Consider the following 15986-nt stretch of genomic DNA (forward strand, 5'->3'; position numbering starts at 1 on the left):
AAGGAAATCTAGGCCGCCCGGCGCATGGAGCAGTCATCACGGGGGTATCAGTATCGGTTCCGCTTCTTTCCGGAATCAGGGGTGCCGGTCGCCTCGGGCGCCCCGTGCGGCGGTTCGGCCCCCGGCGTCGACGGCGCCGCGGGGAGGCGTCGTACGGCCCGTGCGGTGCCGGTCACGCCGGACAGGAAACCTTCGGCGCGTGGGGACGCCTTGCTGGTCAGCCAGGTCGGGTCGATGTCGCAGACGGCGACGCCGACCTCGGTTCCGGCGAGGGCGAGCGGCAGTGTGTGGACCACGGTGGACGGGAAGCTGAGCACGAGGCGGCCAACGGGTCCGCGCCGGGCGATGAGTTCCAGGGGCAGGTCGGGGCGGACCACCTCGAGGCCGGTCTCGGTGGCGATGCGGTGAAGTTTGGTGGCCGATTCACGCCGGTGGGCGAAGTAGCGGGTGGCGCCGTGGTCCCGGGCGAGTGCGGCGACGGCCGTCAGGTAGCGGTCGGGGTCGACGACGCCGGTCTCGACGAGGGAGGTGCCGACGATGTCCGCGCCGCGGGTGAGCCGGGGCGGCCCGAACCGCCGTCTGGTCCAGGCGAATTCGTTCGACAGGGTGGCGATGCCCGGTGGCGGGTCGACGGGCATCGAGGTGAAGAGGGCCACGGCCCGGCGGCGACGGCCGGGGGCGAGCCGGCGGCGGGCGGCGGCCGCGCACGGTGCGAAGAGCAGGTCGCGCGGGCCGCGGCCGCCGTGGCGGTGCCAGCGTACGAGGCTTTCACCGTTGGCCAGTTGGGTGACGAACTCCATCGTGGCCGTGCCGTCGTCGACCACGACGAGATCGCGGGCGCTGGTGAGGGTGAGCAGGAGCTGGACGTAGCGGGAGAAGGGGTCGCCGATGACGACGCGGCCGGCGCGTCGCAGCCGGGGGGTGAGACCGCCGATGGTGCGCAGGGGTGCGGCGGCTCCCCCGCGGGCTTCTTCCCACCGTACGGAGAAGCCTTCTTCGCGGGCGAGTTCGGCCATCCGCCGGAGCTGGCCGCGGGTCATCGGGTCGCGCGGGGCGAGGACGACGACCGTGAGGTCCGTGGCCTGTTCGCGGTACGCCCATTCCAGGACGTTCAGCAACTGGACCGGGCTCTCGACGAAGGCGAGGGTGCCCGCGGCCGCGCGCCGCGCGTCGCGTCGGGCCGCCCGCCCGGTGGCACGGGTGTGCTGAGCCGTCTCCCCGGTCCCGGCGCGGTGCGCGGCGGATCTGCGGCGCTGCCGGGGGACCCCCAGGAGGCGGCGGGCGGGAGTCCCCGCCGCCTCCCGGGGCGGGCCACAGGCCCTGTCTGGTGAGCTCACGGTGGGTACGTCCCGTTCGTCAGGCGTCTGGAGCGTCGTGCGCGGGCGGGTGCGGCCGTACGGAGGTGAGTACGGGTACGGGTCAGGCGGAGACCGGCTCGCGGTCGGCGGCCTCCGCCTCGGCGACGACGCCGGCGACGCGGCGCAGCTTCTTCATCGGGCCGAGTTCGCTGTCGTAGACCTTCTTGACGCCGTCGCCGAGGGAGTCCTCGATGGTGCGGATGTCGCGGACCAGGCGGGTCAGGCCCTGGGGCTCGACGGAGGCGGCCTGGTCGGAGCCCCACATGGCGCGGTCGAGGGTGATGTGGCGTTCGACGAAGGCGGCGCCGAGGGCGACGGCGGCGAGGGTGGTCTGCAGGCCGGTCTCGTGGCCGCTGTAGCCGATCGGGACGTTGGGGTATTCGGCCTGGAGGGTGTGGATCATGCGGAGGTTCAGCTCTCCGGCCTTGGCGGGGTAGGTCGAAGTGGCGTGGCACAGGACGATGTTGTCGCTGCCCAGCACCTCGACGGCGTGCCGGATCTGCTTGGGGGTGGACATGCCGGTGGAGAGGATCACCGTGCGGCCGGTGGCGCGCAGTGCGCGCAGCAGTTCGTCGTCGGTGAGGGAGGCGGAGGCGACCTTGTAGGCGGGGATGTCGAACTTTTCCAGGAAGGCGACGGACTCGACGTCCCACGGGGAGGCGAACCAGGCGATGCCGCGCTTCTTGGCGTACTCGTCGATGGCGCGGTAGCCGTCCTCGTCGAACTCCACGCGGTGGCGGTAGTCGATGTAGGTCATCCGGCCCCAGGGGGTGTCCCGCTCGATGTCCCACTGGTCACGCGGGGTGCAGATCTCGGGGGTGCGCTTCTGGAACTTCACGGCGTCGCAGCCGGCGTCCGCGGCGGCGTCGATGAGCGCGAAGGCGTTCTCCAGGTCGCCGTTGTGGTTGATGCCGATCTCACCGGTGACGTAGACGGGACGGCCGGGGCCGACGAGGCGGTCGCCGAGGGTGCGAAGGCGGGGGTTGCTGGTCATCTGGGTGAGTTCCTTACCTGGTCAGAGGGTCGGGCCGAGGATCCACGAGGCGATCTCGCGGATCGCGCCGCTGCCTCCGGGGGTGGAGGTGACGGCGCGGGCGGCGCCGCGTACGACGTCGTGGGCGCCGGCGACCGCCACGGGCCAGCCGACGAGGCCGAAGCACGGGAGGTCGTTGACGTCGTTGCCGACGTAGAGCACGCGCTCGGGCGCGATGCCCTGTTCCTCGCACCACTGCTTGAGCGCGAGGTCCTTGCGGTCGATGCCGTGGAGCACGGGCAGGCGCAGTTTCCTGGCCCGTGCGGCGACGACCGGGTTCACTTCCGTGGACAGGATGAGCAGCTTCAGTTCCGCCTTGCGCAGGGCGGCGATACCGAGGCCGTCGCCGCGGTGCACGGCGACCATCTCCCGTCCGTCGGAGTCGACGAGCACCCGGTCGTCGGTCTGGGTGCCGTCGAAGTCGAGGACGACCGCGTCGATGTCGTCGCGGGTCGGCAGCGCGCCGGGGCGCGCAGTGTCCAGCAGGGGCGCGAGGGCGCGGGCGCGCGCCAGGTCGTGCGGGTCGTCGACCTCCAGCACGCGGGCCGGATCGGTGCGGACCAGTTCCGTACGGCCGAAGAAGCGGTGCCCGGCGGCGCGGAAGCCGGCGGCGTCCATGGCGTAGGCGGCGCCGGTCTCCAGGTAGTCCTGGGGGCGGTCCTGGCGGCGGGGGCGGAAGGCTTTGTCGTGGTTGACACCGGTGCCGCCGGGAATCGTGGGGGCGGCCTCCGCCTCGACCGCCGCGTCGGCGCCTTCGCGCCATACGAAGCCGTGGAACGGGGCCACGGTCAGCGCGCTGTCCGCACCGGTCTCGACGACCGCGGCGGCGACCGCGTCGATGTCCTCGCTGATCAGGAAGGGGCTGGTGCACTGGACGAGCAGGACCGCGTCGACGGGCCTGCCGTGCTCGGCCTCGTAGGCGTCCATGGCGTGCAGGACCGCGGCCTCGCTGGTGGCCGTGTCGCCCGCGATGGTGCCGGGGCGGCGTACGACGACGGCGCCCGCGCCGCGCGCCGCGGCGGCGATCGCCGCGTCGTCCGTGGAGACCACGACGTCGGTGACCCGGCGGGCCGCGCGGCATTCGCGGACCGCGCGGGCGATCAGCGGGACGCCGCCGACGGCGGCGAGGTTCTTGGCGGGTACGCCCTTGGAGCCGCCGCGGGCGGGGATGACGGCCACGACGGTGGGCACGGCCGTACGGCTCGGGGTGGTCGGCATTGCGGGCTCCTTCCGGGGGCCGTGCGGGCTCCGGGAGCGGGCGGGTGGGCGGCTCACAGCTGTCCCCAGCGGCGGATGGCGGGCGCGACGCGCTGGACGCCGTGGCGGTAGGCCCCGCGGGCGGCGTCGCGCACGGTGTCGCGGGCGAGCCGTCGCAGGCCGCCGGTCTCCGCGGGTTCGGCGGTCCGTCCTGGCAGCGGTTCGCCCTCGGGGCCGAGGCCGTGGCGGGCGAGGATGCCGGGGAGGTGGCCGGGGGCGGTGCGGGGTGTGTAGTACGGGGTGAGGGGCGGCAGGCGGTCTGCGGCGCGCAGAGCGGTGACGCGGGTGCGGGCGGCGTCGAAGGCGGTGGCGTAGCGGGAGCCGGGGGCCACGCCTTGGCGGTCCAGCCAGTCCGGGTCGGGGTCGGGGTGGTGTCCGGCGTCGAGTTCGTCCCAGGAGGCGAGGCAGCCGGAGCCGAGGAAGTGGTGGTTGCCGAGGACTTCGCGGATGCCGAGGTCGGTGAGGACGGCGGTGGGGATGCCGCGGTGCAGGGATTCCAGTGCGGCGGTCGAGCTGACGGTCACCAGGAGGTCGGTGCGGTCCAGGACGTCGCCCATGTTGCCGTACGCGAGGCGGCAGTTGGGGGGCAGGCCGCCGGGGAGGCGGGCGGCCAGTTTCTGGTACGGGAGTTCCTCGATGTGTGTGGTGTGTTCGCCGGGCTTGCTGCGCAGCTTGATCAGCACCTCGCGGCCGGGGTTGCGGCGGGCGTGTGCGGCGGCGCGGCGCAGGAGGTACGTACGGTCCTCGCGGCGGTCCGGTACGGAGGGCTGGGCGGCGAAGACGACCGTGTGCGGGCGGTCGTCGGCGGGTGCGTACGGGGCACCGCCCAGGAAGGGCAGGGCGCACTCGACGACGCTGCCGCTGTCCGCGCCGACGCCTTCGTACACCGCGCGGAAACGCTCCGCGTCGTGGCGGGAGTTGGCGAGGACGACGTCCGCTCCGTGCCGCAGCAGCAGGCCGTCGGCGAGCTTCTCGTAGACGACGCCGACGTAGCCGGTGACGACGACGGGCCGCCGGGCCGCGCCGCGCCAGGCGCGGGCGAGGCCGTGCAGCATCGCCTGCACGGCGCCGCCGACGCAGGCGAGGACGACCACGTCGTACCGCGTGGTGTCCTTCATCAGCTCCAGGAAGTCCGCGCCGCGGATCTCGCGCAGCGTCTCCGCACGGGCGCCGACCTCGTCGAGCTGGCGGACCGTGGGGGTGGCGCGGCCGCGGAGCAGATATCCGTCCAGACGGATGTCCGATTGAATACGGTGCGCTGTCGAAGCGCCCCATTTCCATCGGGTGTCCGAATCCGCGAGCACCGCGACACGCGGCTGGGAAGTGGTACGAGTGGGCACGACGAAAACGCTAGGAAGGCGTTCCGTTCGGCGGGCCAACTGTGCCGCAACAACGGGTTAACAGCGCGACGCGGGACAGCGAACCGGCCGGCCGAATTGCCCGGTTAACCATCCCGCCATTCTTCGTTCACCGTGGAGCCCGCGTCCCGTCAAGACGAATGCCGGGACCGCGCCTAACGTCACCCGGGTGGTTAAGCTCTCCGTCGTCGTGCCGTTCTACAACGTGCAGACATATGCGCCCGACACCCTGCGAAGCCTGGCGGCCAACGCCCGTGAGGACTTCGAATTCCTGCTGGTGGACGACTGCTCGCGGGACGAGACGCCGCAGATCCTGGCGCGCGCCGAGGGCGAGCTGCCCGGCGCGCGGGTGCTGCGGCACGAGCAGAACGGTGGCCTGGCCACCGCCCGCAACACCGGCCTGGACGCGGCCAACGGCGAGTACGTGACCTTCCTGGACGGTGACGACTGGCTGGCGCCCGGGTACTACGGGCAACTCCTCGCCACCATCGAGGGGTTGGGGTGCGACTTCGTCCGTACGGACCATGTGCAGTGCACCGCGCGCGCCCGTTCCGTGCACCGCGTGCCGCACGGCCGCCGGAACACCGTGCTGGACCCGCGCGCGCTGATCCTGCCCGCCGACCGCTCCACCTCCGTCGACTACGCCTTCGCCTGGGCCGGCATCTACCACCGGCGGCTGCTGGACGACGGACTGCTGCACTTCCGGCACGGTCTGCGCACCGCGGAGGACCGGCCGTGGATCTGGCGGCTGCACCGTGCGGCCCGGTCGATGGCGGTGTCCGGGCTGCTCGGTGTCTTCTACCGGCGCGGGGTGGCGTCCTCCCTCACCCAGATCGGCGATGTGCGGCAGCTCGATTTCATCCGCGCATTTGACCAGGTCATCGAAGAAACGGCACAGGACCGGGAAGCGGACCGGCTGCTGCCGAAAGCCGTCCGCACTTATTGCGCCATCATTGCCCATCACCTCGGTTCGATCGAACGATTCGAACCGCAGGTCGCCCGTCAATTGCGCGCACTGAGCGCGGCGGCGCTGAGAAGAATGCCGCAGGACGTACTGAAGGAAGCACTGAATTCCATGGACACGCAGCGTGCCTCCCGTCTGCGACGGCTGCGCCGGCGCCCGGTTCCGGCGGAGGTGGCCGTCTGATGGCCCCCCGTACCGACGCCGAGCACCGGCCGGGCCGGCCGCGTACGCAGCTCTTCCTGGCGTCCACCCTGTACGGGGCCGCGACGCTGGCCGCCGCGCTGGACGCGGACCGCTTCGGGCCGGCCGACCGCCGGCTGCTGCTGGTCAGCAACAACGCGGCGACCCCGGAGACCGCCACGCCGGTGGACCGGATGCCCGGCTTCGAGCGGCTGCGCGGCCGCTTCGACCGGGTCCTGTCGTGGAACGAGACGATCCGCCCGTTCCACCCCGGCGGCTGGTCCCCGCGCCCGGACGACGTCCCGCTGTGGGAGCGGTACCTGCGGCTGCTGTGGGAGCTGGGCGAGGACGAGATCGAGCTGGTCGTGGAGTCCCTCCAGGTCCACCCGGCGCTGGCACTGGCGCAGCTCTTCCCGGACGCGCCGGTCGACGTGTACGCGGACGGCCTGATGAGTTACGGCCCGACGCGCAACAAGCTGGACCCGCTGGTCGGCACCCGGGTCCGCCGCCTGCTGCACCTGGACCTCGTGCCCGGCCTGAAGCCGCTGCTCCTCACCGAGTTCGGGGTGGGCGCGGAGGCCGTGCCGGACGCGGCGTTCCGGGAGGTGCTCGCCGACCTGGCCGCGGACTTCGACGACCCGGCGCTGCACGCCGTACCGGAAGGCGCCGCGCTGCTTCTGGGGCAGTACCTGTCGGCGCTCGGCATCCTCACGCCCGAGGAAGAGGAGGAGCTGCACGTCCGGATGGTGCGCGGCGTGGTCCGGCGCGGGCACCGCGAGGTGGTGTTCAAGCCGCACCCGTCGGCGCCGGCCCGCTGGTCCCGTGCGCTGGAGCGGGAGGCGGAACAGCTCGGCGCCGCGCTGACCGTACTGGCCACACCGGTCCTCGCCGAGGTGCTCTACCAGCGCAAACGGCCCGCGCTCGTGGTCGGCTGCTTCTCCACCGCGCTGCTGACGGCGTCCGTCTTCTACGGCCTGCCGACCGCCCGCGCCGGCACGGAGCTGCTGCTGGAGCGCCTGACCCCGTACCAGAACAGCAACCGCGTGCCGGTCACCCTCGTGGACGCGCTGGTGCCCGACCTGGCGGACGAGCCGGGCACGAAGCCGGTGCCGACCCACATCAACGGGCTGGTCAGCGCGGTCGGTTACGCGATGCAGAACCAGATCTACCCGGACCTGCGCCCGGTCGCCGAGCGCTACCTCGCCTCCCACCTGAACGAGCGCACCTGGCGCTACTTCAAGCGCCGCCGCCTGACCGCGCTCGCCCTGCCCGGCGCGCTGCCGTCCCAGCTCTCCTTCATCCCGCGCAACGCGGCCGTCCGCAGGGTCGCGCGGCGCGCCCGGGCGATGCAGCGGCGCCTGAAGAAGCGGGCCGCGTTCGGATGACCGCGCAGCTCCCGGCCGGCGCGCCGATACCCGCGACGGTCGCCCGGCCCCTGCCCGCCGTGCCGGACGTACGGCACGGCGCGGCGGCCCCGCCGGCCAAGAGACCCCGTGGCGTGCCCCGTCTGCGCGCCCTCGACGGGCTGCGGCTGTGCGCCGCCCTGATGGTCGCCGCCTACCACCTCGGCGGCCGGAACGGCGAGATAGCCAAGGCGTGGGGCAGCTCACCGGCACACCAGTTCCCCACGCTGCACAGCGCGTTCGCGTACGGCTGTCTCGGCGTCCAGATCTTCTTCGTGATCAGCGGCTTCGTCATCTGCATGAGCGGCTGGGGGCGTTCGCTGCGCTCCTTCATCGCCTCCCGCGTCGCGCGGCTGTATCCGGCGTACTGGGTGGCGATCCTGCTGGTGACGGCCGTCTTCGCGCTGCCGTGGGTGGCGTTCGGGGCACTGGGGCCGAGCGAGGTGCTGACGAATCTGACGATGCTCCAGCAGCCGCTGGGCGCGAAGCGGGTGCTCGGGGTGTGCTGGACGCTCTGGGCGGAGATGCGGTTCTACGCGCTGTTCGCGCTGTGCGTCGTGCTGCCGGGTGCCACCCGCCGCCGGGTGGTGCTGTTCTGCGCCGGGTGGACGCTGGCGGCGGCGCTGGCCCAGGCCGCGCACGTCCCGGCGCTGGACGTCGTGCTGATGCCGCAGTACGCGCCGTTCTTCATCGGCGGCATCGGCTGCTACCTGCTGCACCGCTACGGCGGGCGCGACCCGGTGGCGTGGGCGGTGGTCGGCGTGAGCTGGCTGACCGGCCAGCACCACGCGGTGGCCGGACTCTGGCACCCGCCGTCCGCCCACGCGTTCTCCTACCGCTCGACGGTGGTCGTCGTCGCGATCGTCACGGTGGGCTTCGCGCTGGTGGTGGCGATCGCGCTGGGCCGGATGCAGTGGGCGAACTGGCGCTGGCTGACCGTCGCCGGGGCGCTGACGTACCCGTTCTACCTCGTCCACGAGCACCTGGGCTGGGTGGCCGTCCAGGGCCTGCACGGCGGCCTGCGGCTGCCTTCGTACGCGACGCTCGCCCTGACGGTGGCGCTGATGCTGACGCTGGCGTGGGTGCTGCACCGGTGGGTGGAGCGGCCGCTCACGCCCGTACTGCGCCAGGCGGTCGACCCGCGGCCACGCCGCTGAGGCCGGGGCGCCCGGGGGCGGCCCCCTCGGGCACCCCGGTCACTCGCCGTGCAGCAGCGCGGCCTCGATCCCCGCGACGACGGCCCGCAGGCCGTCCTCGAAGCCGCGTGCGGTGTCGCCGAACATCTCGACGCCGGCCGCGGCCGTGAGCGGGTAGTCGGCGCCCACGCTCCGCTCCCGTTCCTGCTGGTCGTACGCGGGGTCGCGGTGCGAATCACCGGGCACCGGGAAGACGGACTGCTCCTCGATCACGTAGCCGATGGTGTAGGCGTACGTGGTGAACCAGGCCCGCGCGGCCCGCTCCGTGGTGAACCCGGCGCCCCGCATGGCGGTCAGCAAGGTCTCCATCGGCCGCAGCAGCGCCTGGTCGCGCAGCCGGGTGCCGCCGAAGACCTTGCCGCCGTCGCGGTAGCGGAGCAGCGTGTGCCGGGTCTGCCGGCACGCCGCGGTGAGCATGGCCCGCCAGTCGCCGCCCGCGGAGCCGTCGCCGAAGCCGTCATTGAAGCGCTCCCCGGAGCCGCCCGCGGAGCCGTCACCGGCCCCGGTGACCGGCGCGGTCATCTGCCCGAGCAGCACGGTGGCCATCTCGTCCAGCAGCTCCTGCTTGTTCTTGAAGTGCCAGTAGAGCGCGGGCGCCTTGACGTCCAGCTCCTTGGCGATACGGCGCAGGGTGAGCCCTTCGAGGCCGACGTCGTTCAGCAGGCCCAGGGCGGTCTCCGCCACCAGTTTCCGGTCGAGTCTCGTAGCCACGTTGACAATTTAACACCGTTAAGCGCATCCTCGGAAGCAGGCAACTTAACGACGTTAAGGAGACTCCCATGGCCAGCACCGACTCCCTGCCCGGACACGTGGACGTACTGATCTCCGGCGCCGGCCCCACCGGCCTGGCCCTCGGCCTCGACCTCGCCCGGCGCGGCGTGCGCGCTCTCGTCCTGGAGCGCCAGGACCGGCTGGCGCCCGGCACCCGCGGCAGCGGCATCCAGCCCCGCACCCAGGAGGTGTACGAGGACTTCGGAGTGCTCGACGCCGTCCGGGCGTCCGGCGGGACGTACCCGCCGCGGGGGGACTGGAAGGACGGCCGCATGGTCGACGAGCGGGTGATGGTCGAGCCCGGCGTCCCGACGCCGGCCGCCCCGTACAGCACCATGCTGATGCTCCCGCAGTGGCGCAACGCGGAGATCCAGTACGCGCGGCTGACCGAACTGGGCGGCACGGTGGCGTTCGGCACCGGCCTGGAGTCGTTCACCCAGGACGCGGACGGCGTCCAGGCCCGCGTCGCCGGTGCGGACGGCACCGTCCGCACGGTGCGCGCCTCCTACCTCGTCGCGGCCGACGGCGGGCGCAGCCCGGTCCGCAAGACGCTCGGCGTCACCATGACCGGCCAGTCCGTCGCGCCGTACCCGATGCTCCTCGCCGACATCCGCCTCGACGGGCTGGACCGGGAGCACTGGCACATGTGGGGCGAGTTCCGGGCCACCGACTTCGTCTCGCTGCTCGCGCCGGCGAAGTACGACTACTTCCTGCTCATGGCGGGCTTCATGCACCCCGACACCGAGCCGGACACCTCGCCCGACGGTGTGCGCAAGCTGATCGCGGACCGCACCCACCTCTCCCTCGACCAACTGGGCGAGGTGCTGTGGTCCTCCTCCTTCCGTCCGAACGCCGCCCTGGCCGACCGGTTCCGGGTGGGCCGGGTCTTCCTCGCGGGTGACGCGGCGCACGTGCACTCCCCCGCGGGCGGCCAGGGCCTGAACACCAGCGTCCAGGACGCCTACAACCTCGGCTGGAAGCTGGGCCAGGTCATCCGGCACGGCGCGCCGGACTCCCTCCTCGACAGCTACGAGGCCGAGCGGCTGCCGGTCGCCGCGGGCATCCTGGCCACCAGCACCCGGCTGCACCGGTCGGGCGACATGCGGCGCGGCAGCGACCTGCACCAGATGGGCGTCGGGTACCCGGACGGGCCGCTCGCCACCGAGCGGCGCACCGGCCTCGCCGACGGCGGGCTGCGCGCCGGCAACCGGGCCCCCGACGCGCCCTGCGCCACCCCCGACGGCACCCCGCGCCGCCTCTTCGAGGTCTTCCAGGGGCCGCACTTCACCCTGCTGGCCGTCGGGGACGTCGAACTCCCGGCGCTGGACGGCGGGATGATCCGTACGTGCCGCGTCGGCGGCCCGGCCCCCGACCTGCTCGACCCCGAGGGGCACGCCCGCGACGCGTACGGCGAAGGTCTGTTCCTCGTCCGTCCCGACGGCTACGTGGCGTACGCCGCCGACGACGCGTCCGGCCTGCCGGAGGAACTGGCCCGGTACGGCCTCCTCACGGCCGCGGCACACTGACGGCGGCCTGCCCGGCGCCCTGCTCCGAGGGCCGCCGGGCGCCCTCCCCCGGCTCGGTCAGCGTCCGCGCGACGAGCCAGGCCACGACGCACAGCGCGATCAGCGGCAGCAGCGCGGTCCGCAGGCTCGTGGCGTCGGCGAGGGCGCCGATGGCCGGGCTGGCGACGCCGCCGACGCTGACCGCCAGGCCCAGGGTGACACCGCTCGCCGTACCCATGCGGTTCGGCAGGAGGTCCTGGCCGAGGGTGATGTGCAGGGAGAACGGCACGTACAGGGCCGTGGCCGTCAGGGCGGCGAAGACGTACAGCGCGGGGCCGGGGACGAGGACCAGCCCGGCGACGGCCGGGACACAGGCCGCATAGGCGATCCGTACCGTACGGACCCGCCCCCACCGGGACGCCAGCCGGCCGCCGAGCACGGTGCCCACCGCGCCCCCCGCGAACAGCACGAACAGGGCCACCGAGCCCGCGGTGGCGCCCCCGCCCACCCGCTGCTGCGCGTACACGGCGATGAAGGCGCTCAGCCCGACGAAGACGATGGAGCGGCAGACGATGACGGCCGTCAGCCGCAGGAACGCCGGCCAGTCGTCGCGGCCTGCCGTGCGCGCCGCGGCCTTCGCGACGGCCGCCCGGGGCGCCAGTGCGCGGATCACCGAAGCGGTGATCAGGGCACCGGCCACCGCGGGCACCGCCAGCCACGGCGACGCGCCGAGCGAGCCCGCGGAGAGCAGCGGGCCGACGGCGGCCGGGGCGAGGGCGAAGCCGATGTTGCCGCCGAGGGAGAACCAGCCCATGGCGACGTGGCTACCGCCGCTCGCGATCCGGGCCAGCCGCGCGGCCTCCGGGTGGTAGGCGGCCACGCCGATACCCGAGAGGGCGACCGCGAGGCAGGTGAGGACGTAGGAGTCGCCGAGTCCGGACAGGGCGATGCCGAGTCCGGCGCACAGGGTGCTCACCGGGATCAGCCAGGGCATCGTCCAGCGGTCGGTGAGCGAGCCGAACAGGGGCTGCACGAGGGAGGAGAGGAGGGTGGCGGCCAGCACGATGCCCGAGGCGGCGGCGTAACCGTAGTGGCGTTCGGCCAGCAGGAAGGGCACCAGGGCCGGGACCGCGCCCTGGTAGAAGTCCACCGCCGCGTGTCCGACGGACATCATCGCTACCGGCCGCCGGGGAGCGGCCACGTGCTTCGTCGTCATGCGTCGATCCTGGCGACCGCACCCGGTGGCGGACTTCCCATAAGCTGCCACATCATGCCGGTTTTCCGCCATCATCCGCCGCACGTCACGACCGTCACCCGCTTCCTGCCGCAGGGCACGGAGGTGACGGCCCATCACCACGACGTCCACCAGATCGTCTACGCGGGGCGCGGCGTGCTCACCGTGACCACGGACGCCGGGAGCTGGGTCACCCCGGCCACCCGCGCGATCTGGATCCCGGCCGGGACGGTGCACGAGCACCGGGCGCACGGGGACACCGACCTGCACACCGTCGGCGTACCGCTCGCCGCCGACCCGCTGCGGCTGGACCGGCCCGCCGTCCTGGCGGTCGGCCCCCTGCTGCGCGAGCTGATCATCGCGTACAGCGGTACGGGCAGCCGCCGTACGGCGGAGGCGCGGCGCCTGCTGACCGTACTCCTCGACCAGCTCCGCCACACCCCGCTCCAGGCCCTGCACCTGCCCAGGGCCCGCGACCCGCGGCTGGCGGCGGTCTGCGCGGCGCTGCGCGCGGACCCGGCCGATCAGCGCTCGCTGGCCGCGCTGGGCGCGGGCGCCGGGGCGAGTGAGCGGACCCTGGCCCGCCTCTTCCGCGCCGAACTGGGCATGACCTTCCCCCAGTGGCGTACGCAGCTACGCCTGCACCACGCGCTGGTGCTGCTGACGCGGGACGGCCCGGCGCTGTCCGTGACCGCGATCGCGCACCGCTGCGGCTGGGCGTCGACCAGCGCCTTCATCGATGCCTTCCGCCGGTCGTTCGGACACACGCCGGGCGCCCACCGGGCTCTCGTGGGCCCGGCTACAGCACCAGGGACAGCAGCAGTACGCACACGATCCCGACGACGGAGATCAGCGTCTCCATGAGCGACCAGGTCTTGAGCGTCTGGCCGACGTTCATGCCGAAGTACTCCTTCACCATCCAGAAGCCCGCGTCGTTGACGTGGCTGAAGAACAGCGAACCGGCGCCGACGGCGAGGACGAGCAGGGCGGTGTGGGTGGTGGACATGTCCGCGGTGAGCGGCGCCACCAGGCCCGCGGCGGAGATGGTGGCCACCGTCGCCGAGCCGGTCGCGAGCCGGATCGCGACCGCGATCAGCCAGGCCAGCAGCAGCGTGGAGATGTTCCAGTCCTTGGACAGCTCCAGGATCATCTGGCCGACGCCCGCGTCCACCAGGGTCTGCTTGAAACCGCCGCCCGCGCCCACGATCAGCAGCACGCCGGCGATCGGGGCCAGGGACTTCTCGACGGTGGTGGCGATCCGGCCCTTGGTGAACCCGGCCGACCGGCCCAGCGTGAACATGCCGACGAGCACGGCGGTGAGCAGCGCGATCAGCGGGGAGCCGACCACGTCGAAGACGCGCTGGATCGTCGTTCCCTTGTCGTCCACGACGACGTCCACCAGGGCCTTGGCCAGCATCATCACGACCGGCAGCAGCACGGTCGCGACCGTGATCCCGAAGCCGGGGCGCTTGTCCAGCTCGCCGGAGGCCCGCTCCGGGACCATGTTCTCCGGCGGGCGGATGTCCACCCAGCGGGCGGCGTAGCGGGAGAAGAGCGGACCGGCGACGATCGCGGTGGGGACGGCGACGACGACGCCGAGCGCCAGGGTGACGCCCAGGTTGGCGTCCAGCGCGGCGATGGCGGCCAGCGGGCCGGGGTGCGGCGGGATCAGGCCGTGCATGACGGACAGGCCGGCCAGCGCCGGGATGCCGATGCGCATCAGGGAGAAGTTGCCGCGCTTGACGACCAGCAGCACCACGGGGATCAGCAGCACGATGCCGACCTCGAAGAAGATCGGCAGGCCGACGATGCCGGCGATCAGCACCATCGCCCAGGGCATCACGCGCCCGCTCGCCTTCGCCAGGATCGTGTCCACGATCTGGTCGGCGCCCCCGGAGTCGGCGAGCAGCTTGCCGAGGATCGCGCCCAGCGCGATCAGGATGCCGGTGCCCGCGACCGTACTGCCCAGGCCGGACGAGAAGCTGGCGATGGCCTTGTCCAGCGGCGCGCCCGCCACCGCGCCCAGCACCAGCGAGCCGATGATCAGGGACAGGAAGGCGTGCAGCTTGAACTTGGTGATGAGCAGGACGATGACGGCGATGCCCGCGAGGACGGCGATGCCGAGCTGCGCGTGACCGGCCGAGGTGATCGGCTCGGTCGCATCCGCTGCCAGCATCTCGACGCTGAGATGTGTCACGGCTGTTCCCTAAGGGGTGCTGTTGCTGGTTGTGGTGGCCCCGGCGCCGTGGCGTACAGGGCGGTGTCCCGCGGTGGCGCGGGGCGTACGGGACGGTGTCCCGCGCGGTGGCGGGGCATCGGGCCGAGGTCAGGCGGGGGCGGGCCGACCGGTGTCGTACTGGCGCAGCGCCTCGACGGCCCGCCCGGCGATCTCCTGCGGAGTGCCGGACACGTCGACGGCGACACCCGCCTCGTCCGCGCCGAGCGGCTCCAGGGTGGCGAACTGGGAGTCCAGCAGCGCGGTGGGCATGAAATGGCCCTTGCGCTCGGCCATCCGGGACTCGATCAGCGAACGGTCGCCGGTCAGGTGCAGGAAGACGACGCCGGGCGCGGCGGCCCGCAACCGGTCGCGGTAGGCGCGCTTGAGGGCCGAGCTGCTGACGACCCCGCCCTGACCCGCGCGGCCGTGGGCCCAGGCGCCGATGGCGTCGAGCCAGGGCCACCGGTCGGCGTCCTGGAGCGGGGTGCCGGCGGACATCTTGGCGATGTTGGCCGGGGGGTGGAAGTCGTCGCCCTCGGCGTAGGGGACATCAAGGTCGGCGGCCACCAGCGGCCCGATCGTCGTCTTGCCGGTGCCGGCCACGCCCATCACGACGATGACGTGGGGGGTGCTCATCCCGTGTACCTCGCTGTCCTCTTTGACCTCGGTCTGTCGTCCCACTGAAACCCATGGGATACGACGTATTCAAGCCTCTGTGACGTAAAAGTCATACTTAAAGGCGGGCCTTCCCCGGGAACGTAGGCTGATCCCATGGAGAACCAGGGGGCGGGGCAGGGGCTGCACGCGCGGGTACTGGAGTCCCTGGGACCCGCCATCACCGCGGGCGAGTACCCGCCGGGCACGATCTTGCGCACCGACGAGCTGGAGCAGCGCTTCGACGTGTCCCGCACGGTCATCCGCGAGGCGATACGGGTCCTGGAATCCATGCACCTGGTGGCCTCGCGCCGCCGGGTCGGCGTGACCGTGCGTCCCGCCGAGGAGTGGAACGTCTACGACCCGCGCGTCATCGGCTGGCGGCTGGCCGGCCCGGACCGCCCCCGGCAGCTCCGTTCCCTGACCGTGCTGCGCTCCGCCGTCGAACCGGCCGCCGCGGGCCTGGCCGCCCGGCACGCCACCCCCGCGCAGTGCGCCGAGCTGACCGAGCACGCCATGGGCATGGTCGCCACGTCCCGGGGCCAGCAGCTCGACGCGTACCTGGTGCACGACACGGCCTTCCACCGCATCGTGCTGACCGCCTCCGGCAACGAGATGTTCGCCCGGCTCGGCGACGTGGTGGCCGCCGTCCTAACCGGCCGCACCCACCACCACGTCATGTTCACCGACCCCGACCCGGCCGCGGTGACCCTGCACGTCCAGGTCGCCGAGGCGGTACGGGTCGGCGACGCGGAGCGCGCCGAGGCGCTGACCCGGGAGATCACCGTGGGCGCCATGGCCGAACTGGACGTCCTGGCACCGTAGGCGCGGCCCGCCACCGCCCCGAGGGCGGGC

Annotated in this window: 14 protein-coding genes; 6 read left to right on the forward strand and 8 right to left on the reverse strand. The window is 73.1% G+C overall.

What is annotated here, in order from left to right; all coding sequences use genetic code 11:
* Positions 1-47: 47 nt before the first annotated feature.
* The 4 genes from AB0A97_RS32075 to AB0A97_RS32090 form a co-directional block, all read right to left on the reverse strand.
* Positions 48-1118: a hypothetical protein gene (locus AB0A97_RS32075; protein ID WP_361156798.1), complete on the reverse strand. Its 1071-nt coding sequence runs from the start codon at positions 1116-1118 to the stop codon at positions 48-50.
* 301 nt (positions 1119-1419) lie between these two features.
* Positions 1420-2352, reverse strand: coding sequence for an N-acetylneuraminate synthase family protein (locus tag AB0A97_RS32080; protein WP_361156487.1), 933 nt, complete (start codon positions 2350-2352; stop codon positions 1420-1422).
* Between the two features lie 21 nt (positions 2353-2373).
* Positions 2374-3609 carry an acylneuraminate cytidylyltransferase gene (locus AB0A97_RS32085; RefSeq protein WP_361156489.1) on the reverse strand — a complete coding sequence of 412 codons (1236 nt, stop codon included), beginning with the start codon at positions 3607-3609 and terminating at the stop codon, positions 2374-2376.
* 53 nt (positions 3610-3662) lie between these two features.
* On the reverse strand, positions 3663-4952 hold the full coding sequence (locus AB0A97_RS32090; protein WP_361156800.1) for a DUF6716 putative glycosyltransferase: 1290 nt from the start codon (positions 4950-4952) through the stop codon (positions 3663-3665).
* Between the two features lie 223 nt (positions 4953-5175).
* Between AB0A97_RS32090 and AB0A97_RS32095 the strand changes: the two genes are divergently transcribed.
* Genes AB0A97_RS32095 through AB0A97_RS32105 form a run of 3 tightly spaced genes read left to right on the forward strand, consistent with a single transcriptional unit; the run spans position 5176 to position 8710 of the window.
* The gene (locus tag AB0A97_RS32095; RefSeq protein WP_361156492.1) at positions 5176-6153 is read left to right on the forward strand and encodes a glycosyltransferase family 2 protein; all 978 of its coding nucleotides are present in this window, start codon (positions 5176-5178) and stop codon (positions 6151-6153) included.
* Positions 6153-7535 (forward strand): polysialyltransferase family glycosyltransferase, encoded by a 1383-nt coding sequence (locus AB0A97_RS32100; RefSeq protein ID WP_361156494.1) that lies wholly within the window; start codon positions 6153-6155, stop codon positions 7533-7535. The genes AB0A97_RS32095 and AB0A97_RS32100 overlap by 1 nt, the downstream gene beginning before the upstream one ends.
* Positions 7532-8710, forward strand: coding sequence for an acyltransferase (locus tag AB0A97_RS32105; RefSeq protein ID WP_361156496.1), 1179 nt, complete (start codon positions 7532-7534; stop codon positions 8708-8710). The genes AB0A97_RS32100 and AB0A97_RS32105 overlap by 4 nt, the downstream gene beginning before the upstream one ends.
* Positions 8711-8749: 39 nt before the next feature.
* On the opposite strand, the gene AB0A97_RS32110 is transcribed toward AB0A97_RS32105, so the two are convergent.
* Complete coding sequence (locus AB0A97_RS32110; protein ID WP_361156499.1) at positions 8750-9460, reverse strand: TetR/AcrR family transcriptional regulator C-terminal domain-containing protein; 711 nt, start codon at positions 9458-9460, stop codon at positions 8750-8752.
* Between the two features lie 68 nt (positions 9461-9528).
* Between AB0A97_RS32110 and AB0A97_RS32115 the strand changes: the two genes are divergently transcribed.
* Entirely contained in the window at positions 9529-11046 is a 1518-nt protein-coding gene (locus AB0A97_RS32115) for an FAD-dependent monooxygenase (protein WP_361156501.1), read from the forward strand.
* Here the strand turns inward: AB0A97_RS32115 and AB0A97_RS32120 are convergent.
* The gene (locus tag AB0A97_RS32120) at positions 11027-12241 is read right to left on the reverse strand and encodes an MFS transporter (protein WP_361156503.1); all 1215 of its coding nucleotides are present in this window, start codon (positions 12239-12241) and stop codon (positions 11027-11029) included. The genes AB0A97_RS32115 and AB0A97_RS32120 overlap by 20 nt on opposite strands.
* Before the next feature lie 54 nt (positions 12242-12295).
* On the opposite strand from AB0A97_RS32120, the gene AB0A97_RS32125 reads away from it, so the two are divergent.
* Positions 12296-13123, forward strand: a complete 828-nt coding sequence (locus tag AB0A97_RS32125; protein ID WP_361156505.1) for a helix-turn-helix transcriptional regulator — start codon at positions 12296-12298, stop codon at positions 13121-13123.
* Here the strand turns inward: AB0A97_RS32125 and AB0A97_RS32130 are convergent.
* Together AB0A97_RS32130 and AB0A97_RS32135 are read right to left on the reverse strand one after the other, a co-directional pair.
* Complete coding sequence (locus tag AB0A97_RS32130; protein WP_361156507.1) at positions 13059-14456, reverse strand: gluconate:H+ symporter; 1398 nt, start codon at positions 14454-14456, stop codon at positions 13059-13061. The two genes, AB0A97_RS32125 and AB0A97_RS32130, sit on opposite strands and share 65 nt — an antisense overlap.
* A gap of 129 nt (positions 14457-14585) precedes the next feature.
* A complete protein-coding gene (locus AB0A97_RS32135; RefSeq protein WP_361156510.1) occupies positions 14586-15113 on the reverse strand; it encodes a gluconokinase in 528 nt (175 codons plus the stop codon).
* 135 nt (positions 15114-15248) lie between these two features.
* Here AB0A97_RS32135 and AB0A97_RS32140 point away from each other — a divergent pair, with 135 nt between their 5' ends.
* Positions 15249-15956: an FCD domain-containing protein gene (locus AB0A97_RS32140; RefSeq protein WP_361156512.1), complete on the forward strand. Its 708-nt coding sequence runs from the start codon at positions 15249-15251 to the stop codon at positions 15954-15956.
* Positions 15957-15986 lie beyond the last annotated feature (30 nt).

The organism is Streptomyces sp. NPDC045470, assembly GCF_040646595.1.
Lineage (GTDB): Bacteria > Actinomycetota > Actinomycetes > Streptomycetales > Streptomycetaceae > Streptomyces.

Coding starts and splice junctions, on each gene's coding strand:
- AB0A97_RS32100 (WP_361156494.1), top strand. CDS start 6,153: ATGGCCCCCCGTACCGACGCCGAGCACCGGCCGGGCCGGCCGCGTACG.
- AB0A97_RS32115 (WP_361156501.1), top strand. CDS start 9,529: ATGGCCAGCACCGACTCCCTGCCCGGACACGTGGACGTACTGATCTCC.
- AB0A97_RS32135 (WP_361156510.1), bottom strand. CDS start 15,113: ATGAGCACCCCCCACGTCATCGTCGTGATGGGCGTGGCCGGCACCGGC.
- AB0A97_RS32105 (WP_361156496.1), top strand. CDS start 7,532: ATGACCGCGCAGCTCCCGGCCGGCGCGCCGATACCCGCGACGGTCGCC.
- AB0A97_RS32140 (WP_361156512.1), top strand. CDS start 15,249: ATGGAGAACCAGGGGGCGGGGCAGGGGCTGCACGCGCGGGTACTGGAG.
- AB0A97_RS32120 (WP_361156503.1), bottom strand. CDS start 12,241: ATGACGACGAAGCACGTGGCCGCTCCCCGGCGGCCGGTAGCGATGATG.
- AB0A97_RS32080 (WP_361156487.1), bottom strand. CDS start 2,352: ATGACCAGCAACCCCCGCCTTCGCACCCTCGGCGACCGCCTCGTCGGC.
- AB0A97_RS32125 (WP_361156505.1), top strand. CDS start 12,296: ATGCCGGTTTTCCGCCATCATCCGCCGCACGTCACGACCGTCACCCGC.
- AB0A97_RS32085 (WP_361156489.1), bottom strand. CDS start 3,609: ATGCCGACCACCCCGAGCCGTACGGCCGTGCCCACCGTCGTGGCCGTC.